Origin of the sequence: Qipengyuania pelagi, assembly GCF_009827295.1 — a bacterium.
Classification (GTDB): Bacteria; Pseudomonadota; Alphaproteobacteria; order Sphingomonadales; family Sphingomonadaceae; genus Qipengyuania; species Qipengyuania pelagi.
Window position 1 is genome coordinate 225941 of the sequence record NZ_WTYD01000002.1, and the last position, 23661, is coordinate 249601.

Here is a 23661-nt window from a genome sequence, read left to right on the forward strand (position 1 = left end):
ACAAATTGTTCGAGAGGAAGGAAATCCCATGAAAATCCTCGTCCCCGTCAAGCGGGTGATCGATTACAACGTGAAGCCGCGCGTGAAGGCGGACGGGTCGGGCGTCGACCTCGCCAACGTGAAGATGAGCATGAACCCGTTCGACGAGATCGCGGTCGAAGAAGCCATCCGCATCAAGGAAGCGGGCAAGGCGGAAGAGATCGTGGCCGTCAGCATCGGCCCGGCCAAGGCGCAGGAAACGCTGCGCACCGCGCTCGCCATGGGTGCCGACCGCGCCATCCTGGTCGAGACCGATGACGAGGTCGAACCGCTCGCCGTCGCCAAGATCCTCAAGGCCATCGCCGAAGAGGAACAGCCCGGCCTCGTAATGCTCGGCAAGCAGGCGATCGACGACGATTCGAACCAGACCGGCCAGATGCTCGCCGCGCTGATGGGTCGCCCCCAGGGCACCTTCGCCAACACGGTCGAGGTCGAAGGCGACAGCGTCACCGTGAAGCGCGAAGTCGATGGCGGCCTCGAAACCGTCAAGCTGTCGATCCCCGCGATCGTCACCACCGATCTGCGCCTCAACGAGCCGCGCTACGCTTCGCTGCCCAACATCATGAAGGCGAAGAAGAAGCCGCTCGATACCAAGAGCCCGTCCGATTACGGCGTCGATATCGCGCCGCGCCTCAAGACCACCAATGTCTCCGAGCCGCCGGTTCGCCAGGCGGGCGAAAAGGTCGCGGATGTCGACGAGCTGGTCGCCAAGATCAAGGCGATGGGCATCGCCTGAACCACGCTGAACGAGAAGGAATAGGATTATGAAAACCCTCGTTTGGGTCGAACACGACAACGCCACTATGGCCGACGCCACGCTCGCCGCGGTGACCGCTGCGGGCAAATTGGGCGACGTCCACCTGCTGGTCGCCGGCGCGAATTGCCGCGCGGTGGCGGAACAGGCCGCGAAGGTCGCGGGCGTGGGCAAGGTCCACCTCGCCGACGATGCGGCCTACGAACACGCGCTGGCCGAGAATGTCGCGCCGCTGATCGTGGATTTGATGGGCCACCATGACGCCTTCGTCGCGCCCGCCACGACGACCGGCAAGAATGTCGCCCCGCGCGTCGCCGCGCTGCTCGACGTGATGCAGATCTCGGACATCCTCTCGGTCGAGGGCGAGAAAACCTTCACGCGACCGATCTATGCCGGGAACGCCATCGCCACGGTCGAATCGAGCGACGAGAAGCTGGTCATCACCGTGCGCGGCACCGCCTTCGACAAGGCCGACGCCGAGGGCGGCTCTGCCGAGATTGAAGAGGTTTCCGGCCCGACCGGCGAGGGTCTGTCGAGCTTCGTCAGCCAGGAAATCGCCGAGAGCGAACGTCCAGAACTGACCAGCGCCAAGGTGATCGTCTCGGGCGGCCGCGCCCTCAAGGATGCGGAAACGTTCGAGGAATACATCATGCCGCTCGCCGACAAGCTCGGCGCGGGCGTCGGCGCCAGCCGCGCGGCGGTCGATGCGGGCTATGTCCCCAACGATTACCAGGTTGGCCAGACCGGCAAGATCGTGGCCCCGGAAGTCTATATCGCAATCGGCATCTCGGGCGCGATCCAGCATCTTGCCGGCATGAAGGATTCAAAGACCATCATCGCCATCAACAAGGACGAGGACGCCCCGATCTTCCAGGTCGCGGATATCGGCCTGGTCGGCGATCTCTACAAGATCGTGCCGGAACTGACCGAGAAGCTCTGAGGCTCTCTTCGTCACGTAATGAAAAGGCCGCTGGAGCGATCCGGCGGCCTTTTTCGTATGTCCGCCACGGCCGATTCGAAAAATCGTTGCAAAACACGCTGGTAGGAAGGCAGTCTGCGTTCGAATTACCGGGGGGTTGAAAGATGACGATTCGAGCCGTTCTCGCTGGCGCAGCGCTTCTGACGCTCGCCGCGCCACCTCCACCCGCTTTCGCGACGCAGGCTGATAACGGACCTACGGTGCTGGAACCACTGGCTCCTTGGCAATTGGACCTCGGCGAAAACAACTGCCGCCTGGCGCGCACCTTCGGTACGGAGGATCGCAAGACCCTGCTTCTTTTCGAACAGTGGGATCCGTCGGCGAGCGTTTCCTGGCTGGTGGCGGGCGACGCGGTCAAGACATACAGATCGCGGCGATCGGCGTCCTTCGCCTTCGGCCCCGATGGCGACGCGCAAGAGTTCGACTACCTGCCGTCGACCTTCGGCGATTTCGGGACGGTGGTCCGCTCGGTTTCGTCGATCGTGTCCCACGAGGAAGCGGAAGAGGCGCAGGACGGTGACGAATGGGACCAACCCTATGACGAGTCCGATCCGCGCGGACTGCCGCATTTGGATGCCGATGGGGCGGAAGGGATCACCTATCTCGACATAGGCCGCAGCAAGGCCGACGATGTCCGCCTCAATCTCGGCGATATGAAAAAGCCGCTCGAAGCGATGAATCTCTGCATGGCCAATCTGGTCGAACATTGGGGCTTCGATGTCGCTCGCCAGCGCGAGGTCGTGCGGCAACCCGATTTCCTCAATCCGAACGATGTCGTCAGTCAGATCATCCGCAATTATCCGTCAAAGGCCCTGCGGAAGGGCGCCCAGGCGGATTTCCATCTGCGCCTCTCGATAGGGGCCGATGGCAGCGTCGAGAATTGTGCCCTGATCAACCAGACCTTGGCGGAAGATTTCGATATGCGCCGCCATCCCTGCACGATCTTCAGTGAAAACGCGCAATTCACTCCGGCCACCGATGCGGCGGGCACGGCGGTGCCCACCTATTACGTCACCCGCATCCTCTATCGCATGCCAGGCTGAGCGGGAAACTCGTCATGCGGACTCTAATTCTGACGCTGCTCTGCGTCGCTCCCCTTTCGGCATCGCCCCTTGCGGCGGCGGATACGCTTTCGCTCGCCCCGTCGAGCAAATGGGTGCTCGAATACGAAAAGGAGCGCTGTCGCATCGGTCGCTTCTTCGGCGAAGGCGACGAGCGGACTGTGCTGTTCTTCGAACAATACGCGCCGGATGCCGAGCTGCGCTGGATCGTCGCGGGCAAGCCGCTGAGGAAATTGCAGAAGAATTCGCAAGCGTCGTGGCGATACGGTTCGGCCGGGGAATGGACGCCTCTCTCGGTTCGCGGGATGTCCTTGGATGGGCATGGGAACGCGCTGGCCAGCGATGGCGAGGTCGAGACCGACAGGACCGACCGCCCGCAACCCGCCATCGACGATAATGGGCGGGAACGCGGCCTTCCCCGGCTCGACCCCGATCGGGTGGACGGGCTCGCCTCGCTGGAGATCGACGCGCCGAGAGTCGGCACGATCGCACTCGAAACGGGTCAGCTTGCGCCGCTCTATCGCTCGATGAATGCGTGCATGGACGATCTCGTTGCCTCGTGGGGCGTGGATATGGAGCGGCAGGCGGAACGCGCGGTCGCTCCCCGACTGACGAACGCGCCCGTGATAGAGCGCATTCTGATCGACAAATATCCGCAACGCGCGCTGCGCAATGGCGAACAGGCCGATCTGCACCTTCGCATCATGGTGGATGCGAGCGGTGCGGTGACGGATTGCGTGGTCACGAATATGACCGTCGCCGAAAGCTTCGGAGACGCGGCCTGCACGGACGTGAAAAAGCGCGCGATCTTCGAGCCTGCGATGGACGAGGCCGGGCGCCCCATGGCCTCGTTTTACACCACCCGGCTGCGCTACACGATGCGGGCCGGCCCGGACTATACCTGGCCCGGCCAATCCTGACTTAAAGGGCGCTCAGAACAATCCGCTCACCAGGTGGATCGTCACGCCCACCAGCCCGCCGACCAGCGTGCCGTTGATGCGGATGAACTGGAGATCGCGGCCCACCGCGCCTTCGACCCGGTCGGTCAGAGTGCGCGCGTCCCAGCGGCGCACGGTTTCCGACACCAGCTGGACGATCTGGTCGCCATAGCGCGTGGCCACGCCCACCGCCGTGCGGCGCGCGAAGCGGTTGATCTGTTGCTGGAGCCGCGGATCGTCGCGTAGGGCCGCGCCAAGTTCCGCCAGCGTCTCGCCGATATAGCCGCCGGTCTCGCCCGATTGGCGGATGCTGTCGATCAGCCGCGCACGCACGCGCTCCCACACGCCCTGCCACCATTCGCCGACCGCCGGATTGTGGATCAGCTCGGTCTTCATCCGCTCCACGCGCGCCTGCATTTCGGCATCGTGGCGCAGGCCATGGGCGAGATCCTGCAAGCCCTCCTCGATCTTGTTGCGAAGCGGATGCTGGGGATCGACCAGCACCTCGGCCAGCAGCTTGTAGAGACCGTCGATCATCGATGTCGCCAATCTCTCGTCGAGGCCGGTGAAGCGCAGCACCGCATTGGCGCGCTTCGAGACCATGTCGCGCACCAATTCCTCATTGTCTTCGAGGACGAGGCCCGCCCAGCGGATGATCTTGTCGATCAGCGGCTTGTGGCGACCGTCGGCGATCATCGCGTCGAGCATTCCGCCGATCAGCGGCGCGATCTCGAGCTTTTCGAGCTGCGCGGCCAGCCCTGCGCGCACCTGCGTGCCCAGACGCTCTGGATCGAGCGATTCGAGCACTTCCACGACCAGCTCGCCCGCGCCTGCCCGAATGCGCGAATCGCGCGTCGCCGCCGGATCGGAGAGGTAGCTTCCCACCGCGCCCGCAAGGTTCATCACCCCCATGCGGCGCGCGACGACCTGCGCGGTGAGGAAGTTCTCGCGCAGGAAGCCCGCCATGGTGTCGGCGATGCGGTCCTTGTTTTCGGGAATGATCGCGGTGTGCGGGATCGGCAGCCCGAGCGGATGGCGGAACAGGGCAGTCACCGCGAACCAGTCGGCCAGCCCCCCCACCATCGCCGCTTCGGCGAAAGCGTGGACGAAGCCCCAGGCCGGATGCGCGTCGAGATAGCGGCCCGACAGCACGAAAACCACCGCCATCAGGACAAGCAGCCCGGTCGCGGTCCAGCGCATCCGGCGCGCGCGATCCTGCGTCACCACCTCGTCGCGCACCACGCGTCGCAGGCCGGAAGGGCTCATGCGCCCGCCGGGAAGATCACTCGGCAGGAGCAGTCTCCGGTCCGGTTCCGCCATCGCGTCTTTCATCGCGTCTTTCGTCTCCGGGACGATAGGTCAGGAAGCGATTGCGCAGCCACGGGCCGAGCCGCCGTTCGATCCCGTCGGCGAGGCTGAAGCCCGCGGGCACGATCAGCAGCGTGAGGAGGGTCGACATGATCAGCCCGCCGATCACCATCGTCCCCATCGGCGCACGCGAGGCGCCGTCGCCCGAGCCGATATAGCCCGACAGCGACACCGGAACCATGCCCGCCGTCATGGCGACGGTGGTCATCACGATCGGTTGGGCGCGCTTGTGGCCCGCATCCATGATCGCTTCGAACTTGCGCTGGCCATCCGCCATCGCCTCGATCGCGAAATCGATAAGGAGGATCGAGTTCTTGGACACGATCCCGAGCAAGAGCAGCGTCCCGATATAGACCGGCATCGATTGGGGCTGGCCGGTGATCCAGACGAGGAGAATCCCTCCCAGCGGCGCGAGCAGGAGCGAGGTCATGTTGACCAGCGGGCTCATCACGCGCTTGTAGAGCAGGACCAGCACCGCGAAGACGAGGAAGAACCCGGCCACGATGGCGACGATCAGGCTGCTGATCATTTCCTGCTGCCACTGGTCCTCGCCCACGACATCGCGGATCACGCCCTGCGGAAGATTCTGAAGGATCGGCAATTGGTCGATCAGCTTCTGCGCATCGCCCTTGATGACGCCCTGGCCGAGATCGGCGCCGACCAGAACGCGGCGGTTCTGGTTGTAGCGCTGGATCGTCGTCGGCCCCGAACCGAAGCTGATATCGGCAACGCGCGCCAGCGGCACGCTGCCGCCATTGCGGGTCTGGACGGGCAGGTTCTCGATCGTGGTCAGCGATTCGCGCGATTGTTCGGGCAGTTTGACCCGGATCGGGATCTGGCGATCCGACAGGGAGAAGCGCGCGGCGTTCTGCTCGATCTCGCCCAAAGTCGCGATGCGGATCGTCTGGCTGATCGCCGCCGTCGTCACGCCGAGTTCGGCGGCGAGGTCGGGACGCGGTTCGATGATCAGTTCGGGCCGGTTGATGTCGGCATTGATGCGCGGCGCGACGAGGAGATCGATCCCCTTCATCTGTTCGACCAGCGTCGCCGCGGTTTCCTCGAGCAGGTCGGGATTGGACCCGGCGAGCATTACCGTGATGTCGCGCCCGCTGCCGAAGCCGCCCGATTGCGACGCGAAGCGCACGCGCGCATCGGGAATCTGCGCCAATGTCGGCGCGAGGTCGCGTTCGAACTCGACCGATTTCTTGTCGCGATCTTCCTTCAGCGTGACGTAGATCGTGGCCTGCCCTTCGCGCACGCGTTCCAGCGCGATCTCGACCTCGGGCTGTTCGTAGAGCAGCGCAGCGACCCGATCGGCCACCCGCTCGGTCGTCTCCAGCGTGGTGCCGGGCACCATCTCGATCTCGATCCGGCTGTTGTCGCTATCGGTCAGCGGCTGGAATTGCGAGGGGGTGATGGCGAACAGCAGGCCGGTCAGCATAAGAGCGGCGAAACCGACGCCCAGCATCCACACCCGATGGTCGAAAAGCCGCGCCCACAGGCGCTTCAGCATGAACTTGCTCCAGGCGAGGAACCCCGTTCCGCTATTGCTGAGCGATCCCAGCGCTCCGCCGATCAACGCGGTGACGAGCAGCCCGATAAAGAATGCCAGCGGCACCGCGATCAGCAGCGACAGCATCCCGAACATGAAATTCAGGACCATGTCCCCGCCATCGGCCATGAAGAAGGTCGTGATGACGAAGAAGGCCGCCGCCAGCGCCGCGATTATCGACAGCGCATAATAGAACGGGCGCGCCGCCACATCGGCATAGGAAGCGCGCATCCGCTTGGCCTTGTCATGGTCGAGCGACCAGTGGAGCACGCGCATATAGCGGTCCATCAGGCGGCCCTCGCCATGCTCGGCATGGCCGTGCGCCTTGAGGAAATAGGCCGCCAGCATCGGCGTGATCATGCGCGCGACGGCGAGCGACATCAGCACCGCGATGACGACGGTGATGCCGAAATTCTTGAAGAACTGGCCCGGAATGCCCGGCATCAGGCCAACGGGAAGGAACACCGCGACGATGCAGAAGCTGGTCGCCACCACCGGCAGGCCGATCTCGTCGGCCGCGTCGATACTGGCCTGATAGGCGCTTTTGCCCATGCGCATATGGCGCACGATGTTCTCGATCTCCACGATCGCATCGTCGACCAGCACGCCCGCGACGAGGCCCAGCGCGAGAAGGGACAGCGTGTTCAGATTGAAGCCCAGCAGATCCATGAACCAGAAGGTCGGGATCGCGGAAAGGGGGATCGCCACGGCGGAAATCGCGGTCGCCCGCCAGTCGCGCAGGAAGAAGAACACCACCACGACCGCCAGGATCGCGCCTTCGATCATCGCGCGCATTGAGCTGGTATATTGTTCCTCGGTGTATTCGACCGTGTTGAACAGGGGGATGAAGTGGATGCCGGGATTTTCCGCCTCGATCGCCGCGATTTCCTCTTCGGCGGCGGCGAAGACGGTGACGTCGGACGCACCCTTGGCGCGGCTCATGCCGAAATTGACGACCTCGCGATCGCGCACCTTGCTGATCGAGGTCCGCTCCGAATAGCCGTCGCGCACGGTGGCGACATCGGCCAGCCGCACCGAGGTGCCGTTGCCGAGCTGGATCTGGCGCTGGCTCAGTTCATAGGCGGTTTCGGTGCTGCCGAGGACGCGCACCGACTGGCGCGTGCCGCCGACCTCGGTCGCGCCGCCCGCCGCGTCGATATTGGTCTGGCGCAGCACCTGATTGATCTGGCTCGCCGTGATTCCATAGGCCTGCATTCGCGGCAGATCGAGGATCACCTCGATCTCGCGATCGACCCCGGCAAAGCGGTTGACCTCGGCCATGCCCTCGACTGACAGCAGCCGCTTGGCGATCGTGTCGTCGATGAACCAGCTCAACTGTTCGATCGTCATGTCGTCGGCCTCGACGGCGTAGATCGCCAGGAAGCCGCCGGAAATCTCCTGCTTCTGCACGCGCGGTTCGAGGATCCCGTCGGGCAGGCTGCCCCGGATGGTGTCGATCGCATTCGCGACCTCGACCGCCGCGTCGTTCGGATCGGTGCCGATCTCGAACTCGACGAAAGTGTTGGAATTGCCCTCGCTCGCCGTGGAATTGAGCGATTTGACCCCGTTGATCGAGCGGATCGCCGATTCCACCCGCTGGGTGATCTGGTTCTCGATCTCGGTCGGGGCGGCGCCCGGTTGCGAGATCGAGACGCTCACCGCCGGAAATTCGACGTCGGGATTGTTGACGACATCCATTTGCGCAAAGCTGAGGATCCCCGCGAGGAGCAGCGCGGTGAACGCCACAAGGGGGATCACCGGATTGCGGATCGACCAGGCGGAGATATTGCGAAAATTCATACTGTCTCTCGCTCGGGCTGGTGCGTGCCGGGCATCAGCGCGCCAGCTGCGGGCGAACGCTTTCGCCCTCGGTCAGGAAGCCCCCGGCGCGCAGCACGATGCGTTCGCGCCCGGTCAGGCCGCTATCGATGACGATCCCCTGCGGCGTCACCATGCCGGTCTCGACCCGGCGGATCTGCGCGATATTGTCGGAATCGACGACATAGACATAGGCGCCCTCGTCATCCGAGAGGACCGCGCTTTCGGGCAGGACCGGGGCGACCACGGTGCCGCTCTGCAATTCGGCGGTGGCGAAGCCGCCGGGACGCAGGCCTTCGGCATAGGACAGGGCGATGCGCACCGTGCCCTGCCGGTTCTGCGCGTCGATCACGGGCGAAACCTGCCAGACCCGGCCGGTGAAGGAGCGGTCCGAGCCGGTCGGCGTGACCGTGGCCGGGGCACCCGGACCGATGCTGGCGAGCTGGGTTTCGCCGACCGAAGCCAGCATTTCCATCTCGCCCCCGCGCGCGAGGACAAACAGCGCCCCCGACCCCGCACCGACCACGGCGCCGGGTTCGACATTGCGATCCAGCACCAGGCCCGCTGCGGGCGCGACGATGTTCAGCCGGTCGTTCCGGGCCTGCAATTCGCCCACCTGCGCTTCGGCGACGCGGAGACGCGCCACCGCGCCGTCGCGCGTGGCGGTCAGGCGGTCGACATCGGCTTTCGACACGAAGCCGCGCTCGACCAGTTGGAGCGCGCGATCGAGATTGGCCTGGGCGAGATTGGCTTCCGAGCGCGCGACCTCGATCTGGGCGCGGCCGCTGCGGACCTGCTGGTTTTGGACAGAACGGTCGATGGTGGCGAGGACCTGGCCCTGGCGCACCCAGTCGCCCGCTTCGACCGCGACGGAGACCACCCGGCCCCCTTCGCCGACCACGCCGACCGGGGTCTCGCGCCGTGCGGCGAGCGTACCCGTCGCGGTGATCGTGCCTTCGACCGTGGTCTGGCCGGGCGCGATCACAGTGACGGTCGGCAATTGCGAATCGCGATCCGCCACCGGCGCGCTGTCCGCGCCGAAGCTGCGCCAGGCGAAAAAGCCCGCGATCGCGACCAGGATCAGCAGGACGATCAGGATCAGCGTGCGCCGGCTCTTTCCCTTGTCGGCAGTGTCGTCAACAATCGTATCGTCGAGCGGCGCATCGCCCTCGCCCTGATACGGTCGGCTGTCGGAGCCCTTCACGGTGGTTTCGTAATTCATCGGATCGCTCGTCCAGCCTCGCTTCGATAGCGGGTGTGTTATACGGATAAGTCAGCAGCCGCAAGTCTTCGCAACCCCGCCGCGCCGCCTCGATAGTGCCTGCCGCCGTACTCCGCGGGCGTGCGCAGGGCAATGCGATGCTCGACAGGGGGGCCATCCCCTCCTGCGAACGGCGAGCGGCACGGGGCGATGGGCACACGAAAAGGGCGGCGGTCCGCGAAGACCGCCGCCCTGTTTTATAAGGCCTTAAGGCGCGGGTGCGATTACCGCACGCGGCCGCGCTGGATCAGATTGACGATCGCGAGCAGCACGATCGCGCCGACGATGGCGATGAGAAGGCCGGTCAGCGAGAATTCCTGCACACTACCGCCGACGCCCAGCAGCGGGCCAGCGATGGCGTTGCCGATGACCGAGCCGATGCAGCCGACGACGATGTTCCAGAAAATGCCCATCGAGGCATCGCGATTCATGACCATGCTGGCGAGCCATCCTGCGACGCCGCCGACGATAAGAGCGATAATCCAACCCATAATAGTCCTCCTGTTCCTTCCGCTGGGGCGCGGGGGCAATGTCTGAACAGGCTCCAAAACGGCGAAAGGTTCCCAGGCAATCGTGCCGGGGAACCCTTCAAAAGGCCAAATGGCGGAAAACTATCAGTATTTCAGTTGGCGCTCGTAGAGATCGCGATAGTGCTGGATGCGCGTGACGCGAAGCCCCTGCATCCCCGACCGGTCGACCGCGCGCTGCCACGATGCGAATTCCTCGAGCGTGAGGGCATAGCGTTCCAGCACCTCGTCGATCGTCAGCAGGCCGCCATTGACCGCCGCGACGACTTCGGCCTTGCGCCGCACGACCCAGCGTTTGGTCGTGGGCGAGGGAAGATCCGCCAGAGTAAGCGGCTCGCCAAGCGGGCCAATGACCTGTGCCGGCCGGATATCCTGGTTTTGCATCATGTATCGTCTCTATCGCCATGCGCCGCGTCGTTCGCGACTGCAACCGGTCTACGCCGGCTGAATTTGCCATGGCTTAAAACATCCTGGTTAATGCCCCGTTTGCCGTTTTCGCCGGTCCGGTCTTTTCCAGCGTTGCCCTCATCTTCCCCCGGCGCTTCGCCGAGATGGGCGCTGAACGCGCTGAAACTGGACGAGTGCGAGCGTTTGAGCTCCGCGCGCAATTCGCGAGTCGCTTCAAGCCGCGCGACCAGATCGGTCCAGCGCATATGGCGCAAAACCGACGATTCGTCGGATTTGTCCAGCCCCAGATGTTTGATGTGCCCCTCGAACATGGTCTCAGCGTATAGGGCCACGTGGTAAACGATCCGTGAAACATCGCCCGATGCCCGCACCCCGGCCCAACCGATCGGAAGAGGCGGCGCGCGGGCGGTTTCGCAAATCGGCGCGGGCGTGTAAGGCCCGGTCCGTCATGAACGCCCCCTTCTGTGCCCTGCCAACCGAGCCCGCCAGTGGCGAAATTGCGCCCCCGCTCTCGCCCGAACGCGCTGCCGCCCTGTTCGACCTGCCGCGCGCTGCCAGCGAGTGCACCATCGTGGTCGCGATGTCGGGCGGGGTCGACAGCTCGGTCGTCGCCGCGCTGGCGGCGGCGAGCGGCGCGCGCGTGATCGGGATCACCTTGCAGCTCTACGATTACGGCGCGGCGACGGGGCGCAAGGGGGCCTGCTGCGCGGGCGACGACATCGCCGATGCGCGCGCCGTGGCGGACCGGCTGGGCATCGCGCATTACGTCCACGATCACGAAAGCGCCTTTCGCGAGGATGTGGTCGAAAGCTTCGCCGACGAATACCTCGCCGGGCGGACGCCGGTGCCCTGTATCCGCTGCAATATGGGGCCGAAATTCACCGACCTGTTCGCAATGGCGCGCGAGCTTGGCGCGGACTGCCTCGCCACCGGCCATTACGTGCGCCGGGTGATGGGTGAGGCGGGGCCGGAATTGCACCGCGCGCACGATCCGGCGCGCGACCAGTCCTATTTCCTCTATGCGACGACGGAAAGCCAGCTCGACTATCTCCGCTTCCCGCTCGGCGGCCTGCCCAAGTCGGAAGTGCGCGAACTGGCCGAGGCAGCGGGCCTGCGCAACGCGGCCAAGCCCGACAGCCAGGACATCTGCTTCGTGCCCGACGGCGATTACGCCAGCATCGTCAAGAAGCTGCGCCCCGAAGGCGGCGTGGCGGGCAAGATCGTCCACGCCGAAACGGGCGGGACGCTGGGCGAGCACCGGGGCGTGGTCCATTACACGGTCGGCCAGCGCCGGGGCTTGGAAATCGGCGGTCAGCCCGAACCGCTCTATGTCGTCGGTATCGATGCGGACGCCCGCGAGGTCCGTGTCGGGCCGAAGCGCCTGCTCGCGGTCGGTTCGGCGCGGATCGTCGAGACCAACCGCATCGGCCCCATCCCGTCAGGGCAGTTGACCGCCAAGGTCCGCAGCCTCGCCAAGCCCGTTCCCGTGACGCTCGACGGCCCGCTCGGCGACGATGCGACCGTAACGATCCGCTTCGCCAGCCCCGAATACGGAGTCGCGCCCGGCCAGGCGGCGGTCCTCTATCACGATGAGCGCGTGGTCGGCGGCGGCTGGATCGATTCGACCGAATCTGCGTGAAGAAGCCGACCACGCCGCGCGGGAAGCCTGTTCCGCCGCTGGCGCTGTTGCTGCTCGTCTCCTTCGTCGCTTTGCCGTTCGTCCTCTATTTCGTCCCGGCGCGATGGTGGCACGGCGAGTTCGGACCGCCGCCACGGCTGGTGACGGACCTGATCCGACCCGCCCCGAGGCCCGACGCCAGGCCCGACGCTAGGCCCGACGCGCCCCCGACGGTGGGCATGACGGTCGAACCATCGGGATACGGCACCGTCAGCACCGCACCGGTCGTTCTGGCCGAGGCCGGTCCGGCGGGCCGCGTTGCGGGGCATCTCCCGCCCGAGCCGATCGCGACGGATGTGGGCCGGTATGTGCGCGGCATCCCGCAAGAGCGCTGGGAGAACCGCGATGCCGACGCCATGACAATCTGCACGCTCGAAGGACCGCCCGTCTATCCGGGGCGAATCGTGCTGGTCGACGGTTGCCTGCGCTTCCAGGACGAGGGGTCCGACAAGCCCGGACCGCTGGTGCTTGGCATACAAAGCGTCCACCGCGATGCGGAAGGCTATCTCGCCGTCGGCCTGCGCGATGCGGTGCCCGAATTCGAAATCCGCGTCGGCGAGCCGGAGGGTCAGTTCGTCGGCGTCGGCTGTTCGATGGATCGGCCCGTCCCGGCCTCGCCCCGTATCGCACGCGCCTGCGGCGTCACCGAGATGCGCAGGCTCGCCACGATCAAGCGCAAGCGGCTGTGCAGCGCCGAAGAGCGCGCGCGGATCGAGCGATATCGCCGGGAAAGCCGACTGACGGCACGACAGAGCGAAGCCGCCAGCCGCGCTTGCCGTGACCTGGGGACGCCCGATCGGCAATGCCCGCCGCCGATCCCCGAAAGCCCGCCCATGCCTCCGCCGCCGAACCTGTTCGACTGCCGCCTCGAACCGCCTCAATCCTCCCAGGGATCGAGCACGCAACCATAGCCCTGTTTGTAGCGCGCGGTCGCGCTGGCCATCAGGGGGATGCTGGCGGTGACGCTGCGCGTCTCCTCGTCCTCGCTCAACGAAACCATTTCCATCCCCGCGATCAGATCCTTCTCGCAATCCTCCAGTGTCCGCCCCGCGACCTGGCGGCACGAGCAGGCGACGCGCGCGGCATAGGCCGTGCCCGCCTTGGCATCGCCGCTGAAAGTGTCGCGCGCATACCACCATCCCAGCGCCAGCAGCACGACCGCCGCCACCACGATCCAGGGCCAGGCCCGGCGTTTCTGGGTGCTGGCGCGTGAAGGGGAATTAGGCGTTGCCAAGCGGGAAATCTCCGTGCGAGTGACGCCGCATGTTTTCGCGGCCCCGCCCCCTTATCGCCTCCGTCATGCTTGCCACAACCCTTGCCTCCGGCCTTGCGGGGTGCGGCGATGCCGGGCCGGTGGGTGAACCGCCGCTGAGCGAGGAAGCGCTTGGCGCGGTCATGGAAAATCCCGGTGCGCCGACCCGCCAGCTCGCCCGGCAGGTGGATGATCTGTTCACGATGGAGGGGCTGGGCGAAACCCGCGCGGTCGTCCTGATGCATGGCGGCACGATCGCGGCGGAACGCTATGCGCCCGGTTACGACAAGGACACGCGCTTCGTCAGCTGGTCGATGGCGAAGACGATCACGGCGGTGATGATCGGAATGCTGGTAGCCGATGGACGGCTGAGGCTGGACGAACCGGCGCCGGTTCCGGGCTGGCAGCGCCCCGGCGATCCGCGCAGCGAGATAACCCTTCGTCACCTCTTGCAGATGCGCTCGGGCCTCGATCACACCGAGGCGGGGCCGGTCCCCACCGAATCGAGCGAGGTCAGGATGCTGTTCCTCGACGGGCGCGACGACATGGCGCGCTGGGCGGAGGAGCAGCCTCTGGAGGCCGAGCCCGGATCGAAGTTCGAATATTCGAGCAATACCACCGTGATCCTCGCCGATATCGCCGCCCGCGCGCTGACCGACAGCGACGATCCCGATATCCGCCGCCGCGCCGTCGCCACCTATCTCCAGGCGCGGCTGTTCGAACCGCTGGGGTTGACGTCGATCGTGCCGGAATTCGACGCGGCGGGCACGCTGATCGGTGGCAGCCTGATGCACGCGACGGCGCGCGATTATGCCCGCTTCGGCGATTTTCTGCGCAACAAGGGCTCGTATCGCGGCACCCAGCTGGTCCCGCGCGCATGGGTCGAGAAGATGGTGACGCCGAGCCCGGAATCGGCCCAATACGGTTTTCAGACCTGGCTCAACCGACCGGTGAAGGGGATGACCGGGGCCGAGCATCCGCTCTTCCCAGATCGCGCGCCGCGTTCGCTGTTCGCGATGATCGGCCATATGGGCCAGTATGTCCTGATATCGCCGAGCAAGAAGCTGACCATGGTCCGGCTCGGCCATTCCGACGCAGCCCAGCGCAAGGCGATGCTGCAACAGGCCGCCGACGTGATCGAGCTCTATCCCGAAAGCTGAGCCTTATTCCTGTGGCAGCAGGAAGGTCCCTTCGACGACGGTGACGCAGTCGCCGCTCAGAACGGAACGGTCGCCATCCAAACGGCAGGTCATCTTCCCGCTGCGGGCGGAGGCCTGAAACGCCGTGAGTTCGAGGCGTCCCAATCGTGCGGCCCAGAACGGCGTCAACACCGCATGGGCGCCGCCGGTGACCGGATCTTCGTCGATCCCGCCGCCGGGCACGAAGACGCGGCTGACTATGTCGGTCTCAGTGCCCGGCGCGGTGCAGATGAAGAGATTGGTGCCCAGCGCCTTGAGGCCGCGAAAGTCGGGATCGAGCGCGCGGATCGCGTTCTCGTCGGGATAGAGGAACACTTCGTACCCATCGGGATTGCGCCAGACTTCCTCGACCGGGCCGCCAAGAAGCGCCGCCGCCTCGTCCCACGCGGATTTTTCGGTGCGGATCGCGGGCAGGGCGAGCGCATAGCCCGATTCGCTGCGGTCGACTTGCAACACGCCCGCCTTGCGGGTGCGGAAGGTGACGGTATTCCCCCCGTCCCGCCCGAGCAGGACATGGCCGCTCGCCAGCGTGGCATGGCCACACAGGCGGATTTCCATCGCCGGCGTGAACCAGCGCAATTCCCAGTCCGCCTCGCCCGTATCGTCCTTCACGAGAAAGGCGGTCTCGGCGAAATTGTTCTCTTCCGCGATCGACAGCAGGGTCGCGTCGTCCAGCCATGCGTCCAGCGGCATCACTGCCGCCTGATTGCCCGTGAAAGCCCGGTCGGCAAAGGCATCGACATGCCAATAGGGCAGGCGGATCATGGGCGCTTCTCCAGTTTCTCGAATTCGTTGGCTTCGACGAGCGTGTTGCCCGGATCGTCGATCTGGCCGCGCGGATCGATATGGACGAACAGTTCGAGGCCGGGAAACGCCGCTTCGAGATCGTGTTCGACGCGCTCCAGCATGTCATGCGCCTCGCGCACGGTCAGGTCGGGGTCCATCTCGATATGGAATTGCGCGATGTCGATATCGCCCGCCGTGCGCGTCCTGAGATCGTGGAGACGCGAAAACCCCTGATGGCCCGCCACCACCTCGATCAGGCGCCGCCGTTTGTCCTCGGGCCATTCGGCGTCCATGAGATGCTCGATCGCCTCGCTGCCCGCGCGCCAGGCGCTGCGCACCAGCCAGGCCGCGATCAGCAGGCCGAAGACGGGATCGGCGCCGCTCAGGCCCAGAACGGTGTCGAGCACCAAGGCCGCGATCACGGCGAGGTTCAGCAGCAGGTCCGACTGGTAATGCGCGAAATCGGCGCGAATCGCGACCGACCGCGTGCGCGAAATCACGTAACGCTGCCAGGCGAGCAATCCCAACGTCGCCAGAATCGCGATGGCCGAAACCGCGATGCCTTCACCCGCCGCCTCGACCTCCTGCCCGCCGAGCAGATGTTCCCCCGCCCGCAGCGCGATGCCAGCCGCCGACACCGCGATCAGCATGACCTGGACCATCGCAGCCACCGCCTCCGCCTTGCCGTGGCCGAAGCGGTGATTGTGGTCGGCAGGCTTGCTGGCGAACCAGACCGCGAACAGCGTGATCCCGCTGGCGAGGAGGTCGAGCGTCGAATCGGCGAGGCTGCCGAGCATGGCGGTCGAACCCGTCCGCCAGCTCGCCCACGCCTTGAGCGCCACCAGAAGCAGCGCAACCGTGATCGAGGCGGCGGCGGCACTGCGCGTCAGGAGCGCGCGATCGGGCGGGGTGTTCTGCCTCACGGATAGAGCAGCGTGTCGGCCCAGTCCGCGTGCGGGTCGACGCGTTGGAACAGGCGGCGGTCATGGAGGCGGTTGGGACGGTCGAGCCAGAATTCGATCCGGCGCGGGCGCAGGCGAAAGCCGGTCCAATGCGCGGGGCGCGGCACATCGCCTTCGGGATAAAGGCGCGCCAGCTCCTCGATCCGGTCGAGATAGGTCTGGCGATCGGGCAGCGGGCGCGACTGGTCGCTCGCCGCCGAACCGATCTGCGAATCGCGCGGGCGGGAATGGAAATAGGCGTCGGCCTCTTCGGCGCTGACCTCGCTCAGCGGCCCTTCGATGCGGATCTGGCGGCGCAGGCTCTTCCAGTGGAACAGCAGCGCGGCCTGCATATTGGCGCGGATTTCCTCGCCCTTGCGGCTCTGGGCATTGGTGTAGAAGGTGAACCCGTCCGGCGAGCGATCCTTCAGCAGGACCATCCGCACCGACGGCGCGCCTTCGGGCGTCGCGGTCGCCAAGGCCATGGCGTTGGGATCGTTGGGCTCGGATTCCCGCGCTTGCTGGAACCATTCCTCGAACAGGGCGAAGGGATCGGTCTGCGCAATGGCGCTGCGGTCTCGTTCCATTGCTCGATCCTCCTGCTGCGATGCCCGCGCCCTAGCGGCACCGCGCGCAGGTGAAAAGCCGCCCTTCAAAACCGGTGCGCGCTTGCCCTCGGGCGCTGCCCCACCTAGCTGACACAGCATGGCCGATCCCTATTCCATCCTCGGTGTCGCGCGCACCGCCTCCGAAGCGGAGATCAAGAGCGCCTATCGCAAGCTCGCCAAGGAGCTGCATCCCGACCGCAATAAGGACAATCCGAAAGCGGCGGAGCGGTTCTCCGAAGTCACCAACGCCTACGATCTCCTGTCCGACAAGGACAAGCGCGCCCGCTTCGACCGGGGCGAGATCGATGCGGACGGCAATCCGGCCAATCCGTTCGCAGGCATGGGAGGCGGCGGCCGCGGCGGCTTCAACCCCAATGCGGGCGGCGGCTTTCGCGCGCAGGATTTCCAGGGCTTCGGCGGCGGCGAGGAAGTCGATCTCGGCGATATCTTCGACGGGTTGTTCGGCGGCGGCCGCCAGCGCGGCAATCCCAATATGGGCCCAAATATGGGCGGCGGGAATCCCTTCGGACAGGGGCGCCGCGCCCCGCCCCCGCAGAAAGGCGCCGACATCGCCTATCGCCTGCGCGTCCCCTTCGTGGATGCCGCGACCCTGAAGCAGCAGCGCATCACTCTGTCCGATGGCAAGACGATCGATCTGAAACTGCCGAAGGGCGTCGAGAGCGGCACGCAGATGCGCCTCAAGGGCAAGGGTCAACAGGGCCCCGGCGGCGCGGGCGACGGGCTGGTGACGATCGATATCGAGAGCCACAAACTGTTTCGCCGCGAGGGCGAGGACGTGAAATTCGACCTCCCGATCACGCTCGACGAGGCGGTGAATGGCGGCAAGGTGCGCGTCCCCACCGTCGATGGCCCGGTGATGATGACGATCAAGCCCGGCACCAGCGGCGGCACCAAGCTGCGTTTGAAGGGCAAGGGCTTCACCACCAAATCCGGCGCGCGCGGCGATCAGCTGGTCACGCTCGAAATCCAGCTGCCCGACGATCTTGGCGAACTCGCCAAGCGGCTCGAGGGGTGGAAGGACGAGGGCGATCCACGGGCCGGCCTCGGGGCTTAATTCTTGCCGCCTGCCAAACTCCCGCCCCCGGAGCACCGCGAGGTCCGCTCCCTTTCGCCGGAAGCGCGGCGCAAATATGCCGAGAAATTGCAGGAGCATGTCGTCGACAAGATCGGCCCGGGCACACGCGCCTGGGCGGTGACGAAGCGCGCGGCGATCGGCACCTTCAATGACGGCTTCATCCATGCGGGCAATCTCGCCTATCTGGCGATGTTCTCGATCTTCCCTTTCTTTATCCTCGGCTCGGCCCTGTTCTCGCTGATCGGCGAGGAGAGCGAGCGCGCGGCGAGCATCAACGCCGTCCTCTACGCCCTGCCCCCGGTCGTCGGAAACGTGATCGAGCCGGTCGCGCGCGACGTGATCGAGGCGCGCAGCGGCTGGCTGCTATGGCTGGGCGCGCTCGTCGCGCTGTGGACGGTCGGCAGCCTGATCGAGACCATCCGCGACATATTGCGCCGGGCCTATGGCACCGAACTGACTCATGCGTTCTGGAAATACCGCCTGTTTTCGAGCGGGGTGATCCTTGGCGCGGTGTTGCTGCTGATGCTGTCGCTGATCGCCCAGTTCGTGATCGGCGCGGCCCAGCAGGTGATCGATGCCTATTTCCCCAACCTCGTCGACTGGGTCCAGGCACTGCGCCTGTCGCGCATCGTGCCCGCCTTCGGCCTGTTCGGATCGCTCTATCTCATCTTCTTCACGTTGACGCCCGCCCGCTATCGCTCGCGCCGCTATCCCAAATGGCCGGGCGTGCTGTTCACCACTTTGTGGTGGGTGGCGGTGACGACCCTGCTGCCGATGGTGCTGCGCAGCTTCTTCACTTACAATCTGACCTATGGAAGCCTTGCCGGAATCATGGTCGCGCTATTCTTCTTCTGGCTGGTCGGGCTTGGAGTGGTTATCGGGGCCGAACTGAATGCGGCCCTGGCCGAAACGCCCGAGGAGGAGATCAATTTCCTTGGGCATAGTGACGATGATCGCCGCCGCGCGCTCGAACGCGAAATGGCGAACGAACGGGAATTGGAGAAGGACGAAGCATGAGCGGATTGATGGCCGGAAAACGCGGGCTGATCATGGGCCTCGCCAACGACAAGTCGCTGGCCTGGGGCATCGCCAAGGAACTGGCCGACCAGGGCGCGGAAATGGCCTTCTCCTATCAGGGCGAAGCGCTCAAGAAGCGCGTCGAACCCCTCGCCGCCCAGCTCGGCAGCGATTTCGTCTTCGAATGCGACGTGGCGAACATGGAGGCGCTTGACCGCGCCTTCGACACGCTGAAGCAGCGCTGGGAGACGATCGATTTCGTCGTCCACGCGATCGGCTTTTCCGACAAGAGCGAGCTGCGCGGCAAATATGTCGATACCAGCCTCGACAATTTCCTGATGACCATGAACATCTCGGCCTACAGCCTCGTCGCGGTGGCGAAGCGGGCGGCGGAGATGATGCCGCCCCTCCGGGAGGATGGAACGGGCGGTGGATCGATCCTGACGCTGACCTATTACGGCGCCGAAAAGGTGATCCCGCATTACAACGTCATGGGCGTCGCCAAGGCCGCGCTGGAGACGAGCGTCCAGTATCTCGCCAACGATCTCGGCCCGCAGAACATCCGCGTCAACGCGATCAGCGCGGGGCCCATCAAGACCCTCGCCGCCAGCGGGATCGGCGATTTCCGCTACATCCTCAAATGGAACGAGCTGAACTCGCCCTTGCGCCGCAACGTGACGATCGAGGATGTCGGCGGTGCCGGCCTCTACTTCCTCTCGCGCCTGTCATCGGGCGTGACGGGTGAGACGCACCACGTGGACGCAGGCTATCATGTGGTGGGCATGAAACAGGAAAATGCGCCGGATATCGCGCTCGATCGGTGAACTACCCGCTCGCCTGACAGAGAGCTCGAAGCTCAGGCCGCCCAAATCCCCCGCGTATCATAAACGGCGGCCTCGGCGCGCTCTTCAGGCGGGATTGCCTTGAACATATCGTGGTCCACTAACACGATCAGCACGCCGCATTCTTCCAGCGCACCATCGATGTCGATCAATTGCGCACCCGTGCCATCGAATTCCTTCGGTAGTTCGGCGGCGTAGGGCTCCACGATCCGAACGCGGCCGCCGTATTCCCGCGCCAAATTGGCAGCGACGAAGCGCGCCGGGCTTTCGCGGAAATCGTCGATATTGGCTTTGAAGGCCAGGCCCAGGCAGCCGATCTTCGCGTCCGGATGCTCGGCAATCAGCGCGCTTGCCCGGTCGAGGACGTGATGCATCTTCGCGTCGTTCGTCTCGCGCGCCTGGCGGATCAGCTTGGCTTCCTCGGGCGCACCATGGACGATGAACCAGGGGTCGACCGCGATGCAGTGGCCGCCGACGCCGGGGCCCGGCTGCAATATGTTCACGCGCGGATGGCGGTTGGCGAGGCGGATCACTTCCCAGACGTCGAGCCCCTGACGGTCCGCGATCATCGAGAGTTCGTTGGCGAAGGCGATGTTCACGTCGCGAAAGGCGTTTTCGACCAGCTTGGTCATCTCCGCGCTGCGCGCATCGGTGACGACGCATTCGCCCTTCACGAACCGCTTGTAGAAGGAGAGGGCCTTGCGTGCGCAGCGCGGCGTAATCCCGCCGATCGAACGGTCGTTATGCGTCAGTTCCTCGAGGATACGGCCCGGCAGGACGCGTTCGGGGCAATAGGCGATCGAGACATCGGGCGAGCCTTCGCAAAGGCCCGGCAGTGCGAGATCGGGCCGCTCTTCGGCGATAACGTCGCGCATCTGTTCGGTTGTGCCGACCGGCGAGGTCGATTCGAGGATGATCGTATCACCCTTCTTCAGGACACGCGCGAGTTTGCGCGTGGCGTCGAGCACGTAGCTAATGTCGGGCGTGTGCGCCCCGTCCTTGGCGAAGGGAGTGGGCACGGCGACAACGAACACGTCCGCGCTGGCCACTTCGGTCGAGGCCTTCAGCATTCCGCGCTGAACCACGGCCTGCACCAGACCGTCGAGATCGACTTCCTCGATATGGATCTCGCCGCGATTGATCGTGTCGACCACGCTCTGCGTCACGTCCACCCCGTGGACCGGGCAGCCCGCCCGCGCGATTATCGCCGCTGTGGGCAGGCCGATATAGCCCAGCCCGATCACGCACACTGTCGGCTTCGTATCACCGCGCATCGTCTAAATTCCCATACCGTTTCCGCCGCCCCTAGCCCCCGGCGGGTAAACATTGCAGTAACCGCAGCGATTTTTCATAGCGAGGCCGGATTGGCTCGAAGGGCGCGATTATGACGGTTCTGGTCACCGGAGCGGCGGGGTTCATCGGAGCGGCGGTTGCCGAACAGCTCTGCGCGAGGGGCGAGCGGGTCATCGGGCTCGACAGCTTCAATGCCTATTACCCTGTGCAATTGAAGCGTGACCGCATCGCCCGCGTCGAAAACGCGGCGGGCGACAGCTTCGTCTCGATCGAAGCCGATTTCGCCGATCACACCGCTCTCGAATCGTACCTCGCCGATCAGGACTTCGACCGGATCGTCCATCTCGGCGCGCAGGCGGGCGTGCGCTATTCGCTCGAGAATCCGCGCGCCTATGTCGAGGCGAACGTGATGGGCCATCTGAACCTGCTCGAAATCGCGCGCCATCGCGGAATCGCGCATATGGTCTATGCCAGCTCCAGTTCGGTCTATGGCGGCAACGACAAGGTGCCGTTCAGTGTCGAGGACCGCGTCGATCATCCCTATTCGCTCTATGCCGCGACCAAGAAGGCAGACGAACTGATGAGCGAGACCTACGCGCATCTCTATCGCATACCGCTGACGGGGCTGCGCTTCTTCACCGTCTATGGCCCATGGGGGCGGCCGGACATGATGCCGTGGCTGTTCACCGACGCGATCCTGTCGGGCCGTCCGATCAAGGTGTTCAACGAAGGACGGATGCGGCGGGACTTCACCTATATCGACGACATCGTCGCAGGCGTGATCGCCAGCCTCGATGCGCCACCCGCCGATGACGGGGCTGCGAAACCGGGCGGCAGCGTCGCGCCCCACGCGCTCTACAATATCGGCAACAACCGCCCCGAACAGCTGATGGATGTCATCGGTATTATCGAGGAGGCCTGCGGTCGCAGGGCCGAGATCGAGATGTTGCCCATGCAGCCGGGCGACGTGCCCCAGACCTATGCCGATATCGATCCGATCCGCGACGATCTGGGTTTCGAGCCGAGGGTTTCGGCAGCCGACGGTTTTCCGCGTTTCGTGGACTGGTTCAAGCGCTACCACGCGCTGGGGTGAGACTCGCGGCTAGCCCGCCAGCAAATCACAGATCCGCGTCGCCGATTGGCCATCGCCGAACGGATTGTGAGCGCGGGCCATGGCGGCATAGGCGGCTTCATCGTCGAGCAGGCGGGTGGTTTCTGCCACGATCCGATCGGGATCGGTGCCGACGAGCAGGGCCGTGCCCGCCTCGACACCCTCGGGCCGCTCGGTCGTCTCGCGCATGACGAGGACCGGCTTGCCGAGCGCGGGCGCCTCTTCCTGCACGCCGCCGCTGTCGCTGAGCATGAGATACGAAATATCGAGCAGGCGCGCGAAATGGGGATAGTCGAGCGGTTCGATCAGCGCGACATTGTCCAGCCCCGCAAGCTCCGCATTCATCACCTCGCGGACATTGGGATTCAGATGGACCGGGAAGATCACCGCCACATCGGGCCGCGCGGCGATCCGCTTCACCGCGTCGGCGATGCCGCGCATCCCCTCGCCGAAATTCTCGCGCCGATGGCTGGTCATGCCGATGATCCGCTTGCCAGCGAAGCGCTTTTCAAGCTCGGCGAGACCGGAGGCCAGCGCGGGCTCGTTCTCGATGCGCGTCGTCACCCAGTGGAGCGCGTCGATCACCGTGTTCCCGGTGACGTGCACGCTCGCGGGATCGACATTCTCGCGCCTGAGCGCGGCGGCCGCCGTCTCGGTCGGCGCGCAATGGAGGGCGGCGAAGCTGCCGACGACCTTGCGATTGACCTCTTCGGGCCAGGGATGGTGGATATCGCCCGATCGCAGGCCCGCCTCGACATGGCAGACCGGGATCTGCCGGTAATAGGCCGCCAAAGCGCCTGCCATCACTGTAGTGGTATCGCCCTGGACCACGACCCAGTCGGGCTTCTCCATATCGAGGACCCGGCCGATCCCGGTGAGGGCGCGAGCGGTCAGCTCGTCGAGCGTCTGGCCTGGCGTCATAAGGTCGAGATCGTGATCGGGTGCGATATTGGCGATCGCCAGAACCTGATCGAGCATAGCGCGATGCTGCGCCGAAATGCAGGTGCGCGAGACGAAGCGATCGTCACGCTCCAGCACGTGGATCAGCGGGAAAAGCTTGATCGCCTCGGGCCTTGTGCCGAAAACGGTGAGGATTTTGGACGCCATGGCCGGTGCCTATAGCGCGCAATGGT

At 65.3% G+C, this 23661-nt stretch carries 23 protein-coding genes; 11 read left to right on the plus strand and 12 right to left on the minus strand.

Going from position 1 to position 23661, the window contains the following annotated elements; all coding sequences use genetic code 11:
- Nucleotides 1-28: 28 nt before the first annotated feature.
- From GRI47_RS11870 to GRI47_RS11885, 4 genes are all read left to right on the plus strand, one after another.
- Nucleotides 29-775: an electron transfer flavoprotein subunit beta/FixA family protein gene (locus tag GRI47_RS11870; RefSeq protein ID WP_160661593.1), complete on the plus strand. Its 747-nt coding sequence runs from the start codon at nt 29-31 to the stop codon at nt 773-775.
- Between the two features lie 28 nt (nt 776-803).
- A complete protein-coding gene (locus GRI47_RS11875; protein ID WP_160661594.1) occupies nt 804-1733 on the plus strand; it encodes an electron transfer flavoprotein subunit alpha/FixB family protein in 930 nt (309 codons plus the stop codon).
- Between the two features lie 143 nt (nt 1734-1876).
- On the plus strand, nt 1877-2815 hold the full coding sequence (locus tag GRI47_RS11880; protein ID WP_160661595.1) for an energy transducer TonB: 939 nt from the start codon (nt 1877-1879) through the stop codon (nt 2813-2815).
- Nucleotides 2816-2829: 14 nt separating this feature from the next.
- Nucleotides 2830-3753 (plus strand): TonB family protein, encoded by a 924-nt coding sequence (locus GRI47_RS11885; protein WP_160661596.1) that lies wholly within the window; start codon nt 2830-2832, stop codon nt 3751-3753.
- Between the two features lie 12 nt (nt 3754-3765).
- Here GRI47_RS11885 and GRI47_RS11890 read toward each other — a convergent pair whose 3' ends face one another.
- The 6 genes from GRI47_RS11890 to GRI47_RS11915 all read right to left on the minus strand — a co-directional run bounded on the left by GRI47_RS11890 (nt 3766) and on the right by GRI47_RS11915 (nt 11016).
- Nucleotides 3766-4971 (minus strand): DUF445 domain-containing protein, encoded by a 1206-nt coding sequence (locus GRI47_RS11890; protein ID WP_160661860.1) that lies wholly within the window; start codon nt 4969-4971, stop codon nt 3766-3768.
- An 82-nt stretch (nt 4972-5053) separates the two neighbouring features.
- Entirely contained in the window at nt 5054-8491 is a 3438-nt protein-coding gene (locus tag GRI47_RS11895; RefSeq protein ID WP_160661597.1) for an efflux RND transporter permease subunit, read from the minus strand.
- A gap of 34 nt (nt 8492-8525) precedes the next feature.
- Nucleotides 8526-9731, minus strand: coding sequence for an efflux RND transporter periplasmic adaptor subunit (locus GRI47_RS11900; protein WP_160661598.1), 1206 nt, complete (start codon nt 9729-9731; stop codon nt 8526-8528).
- A gap of 263 nt (nt 9732-9994) precedes the next feature.
- Nucleotides 9995-10261: a GlsB/YeaQ/YmgE family stress response membrane protein gene (locus GRI47_RS11905; protein WP_160661599.1), complete on the minus strand. Its 267-nt coding sequence runs from the start codon at nt 10259-10261 to the stop codon at nt 9995-9997.
- Between the two features lie 123 nt (nt 10262-10384).
- Entirely contained in the window at nt 10385-10684 is a 300-nt protein-coding gene (gene sciP, locus GRI47_RS11910; RefSeq protein ID WP_160661600.1) for a CtrA inhibitor SciP, read from the minus strand.
- Nucleotides 10681-11016 carry a hypothetical protein gene (locus GRI47_RS11915; protein ID WP_160661601.1) on the minus strand — a complete coding sequence of 112 codons (336 nt, stop codon included), beginning with the start codon at nt 11014-11016 and terminating at the stop codon, nt 10681-10683. Before GRI47_RS11915 ends, sciP begins: the two co-directional genes overlap by 4 nt.
- Nucleotides 11017-11153: 137 nt before the next feature.
- On the opposite strand from GRI47_RS11915, the gene mnmA reads away from it, so the two are divergent.
- Both mnmA and GRI47_RS11925 read left to right on the plus strand, forming a co-directional pair.
- Nucleotides 11154-12344, plus strand: coding sequence for a tRNA 2-thiouridine(34) synthase MnmA (gene mnmA, locus GRI47_RS11920; protein WP_160661602.1), 1191 nt, complete (start codon nt 11154-11156; stop codon nt 12342-12344).
- Nucleotides 12341-13294: a hypothetical protein gene (locus GRI47_RS11925; protein WP_160661603.1), complete on the plus strand. Its 954-nt coding sequence runs from the start codon at nt 12341-12343 to the stop codon at nt 13292-13294. Before mnmA ends, GRI47_RS11925 begins: the two co-directional genes overlap by 4 nt.
- On the opposite strand, the gene GRI47_RS11930 is transcribed toward GRI47_RS11925, so the two are convergent.
- Complete coding sequence (locus GRI47_RS11930) at nt 13261-13617, minus strand: hypothetical protein (RefSeq protein WP_160661604.1); 357 nt, start codon at nt 13615-13617, stop codon at nt 13261-13263. The two genes, GRI47_RS11925 and GRI47_RS11930, sit on opposite strands and share 34 nt — an antisense overlap.
- Before the next feature lie 65 nt (nt 13618-13682).
- Between GRI47_RS11930 and GRI47_RS11935 the strand changes: the two genes are divergently transcribed.
- Nucleotides 13683-14795 (plus strand): serine hydrolase domain-containing protein, encoded by a 1113-nt coding sequence (locus tag GRI47_RS11935; RefSeq protein ID WP_419956998.1) that lies wholly within the window; start codon nt 13683-13685, stop codon nt 14793-14795.
- Nucleotides 14796-14798: 3 nt separating this feature from the next.
- Here the strand turns inward: GRI47_RS11935 and GRI47_RS11940 are convergent, their stop codons facing one another.
- Genes GRI47_RS11940 through pdxH form a run of 3 tightly spaced genes read right to left on the minus strand, consistent with a single transcriptional unit; the run spans nt 14799 to nt 17148 of the window.
- Nucleotides 14799-15599: a PhzF family phenazine biosynthesis protein gene (locus tag GRI47_RS11940; protein WP_160661606.1), complete on the minus strand. Its 801-nt coding sequence runs from the start codon at nt 15597-15599 to the stop codon at nt 14799-14801.
- Nucleotides 15596-16543, minus strand: coding sequence for a cation diffusion facilitator family transporter (locus GRI47_RS11945; protein WP_160661607.1), 948 nt, complete (start codon nt 16541-16543; stop codon nt 15596-15598). The genes GRI47_RS11940 and GRI47_RS11945 overlap by 4 nt, the downstream gene beginning before the upstream one ends.
- A complete protein-coding gene (gene pdxH, locus GRI47_RS11950) occupies nt 16540-17148 on the minus strand; it encodes a pyridoxamine 5'-phosphate oxidase (RefSeq protein ID WP_160661608.1) in 609 nt (202 codons plus the stop codon). Before pdxH ends, GRI47_RS11945 begins: the two co-directional genes overlap by 4 nt.
- A 118-nt stretch (nt 17149-17266) precedes the next feature.
- Between pdxH and GRI47_RS11955 the strand changes: the two genes are divergently transcribed.
- Genes GRI47_RS11955 through fabI form a run of 3 tightly spaced genes read left to right on the plus strand, consistent with a single transcriptional unit; the run spans nt 17267 to nt 20106 of the window.
- Nucleotides 17267-18244 (plus strand): DnaJ C-terminal domain-containing protein, encoded by a 978-nt coding sequence (locus GRI47_RS11955; RefSeq protein WP_160661609.1) that lies wholly within the window; start codon nt 17267-17269, stop codon nt 18242-18244.
- 3 nt (nt 18245-18247) lie between these two features.
- Entirely contained in the window at nt 18248-19282 is a 1035-nt protein-coding gene (locus GRI47_RS11960) for a YihY/virulence factor BrkB family protein (protein WP_160661610.1), read from the plus strand.
- The gene (gene fabI / locus GRI47_RS11965; protein WP_160661611.1) at nt 19279-20106 is read left to right on the plus strand and encodes an enoyl-ACP reductase FabI; all 828 of its coding nucleotides are present in this window, start codon (nt 19279-19281) and stop codon (nt 20104-20106) included. Before GRI47_RS11960 ends, fabI begins: the two co-directional genes overlap by 4 nt.
- A 32-nt stretch (nt 20107-20138) precedes the next feature.
- On the opposite strand, the gene wecC is transcribed toward fabI, so the two are convergent.
- Nucleotides 20139-21398 carry a UDP-N-acetyl-D-mannosamine dehydrogenase gene (gene wecC, locus GRI47_RS11970; protein ID WP_160661612.1) on the minus strand — a complete coding sequence of 420 codons (1260 nt, stop codon included), beginning with the start codon at nt 21396-21398 and terminating at the stop codon, nt 20139-20141.
- A 110-nt stretch (nt 21399-21508) separates the two neighbouring features.
- On the opposite strand from wecC, the gene GRI47_RS11975 reads away from it, so the two are divergent.
- On the plus strand, nt 21509-22510 hold the full coding sequence (locus GRI47_RS11975) for an NAD-dependent epimerase/dehydratase family protein (RefSeq protein WP_160661613.1): 1002 nt from the start codon (nt 21509-21511) through the stop codon (nt 22508-22510).
- Nucleotides 22511-22519: 9 nt separating this feature from the next.
- On the opposite strand, the gene wecB is transcribed toward GRI47_RS11975, so the two are convergent.
- Nucleotides 22520-23635: a non-hydrolyzing UDP-N-acetylglucosamine 2-epimerase gene (gene wecB / locus GRI47_RS11980; RefSeq protein ID WP_160661614.1), complete on the minus strand. Its 1116-nt coding sequence runs from the start codon at nt 23633-23635 to the stop codon at nt 22520-22522.
- Nucleotides 23636-23661 lie beyond the last annotated feature (26 nt).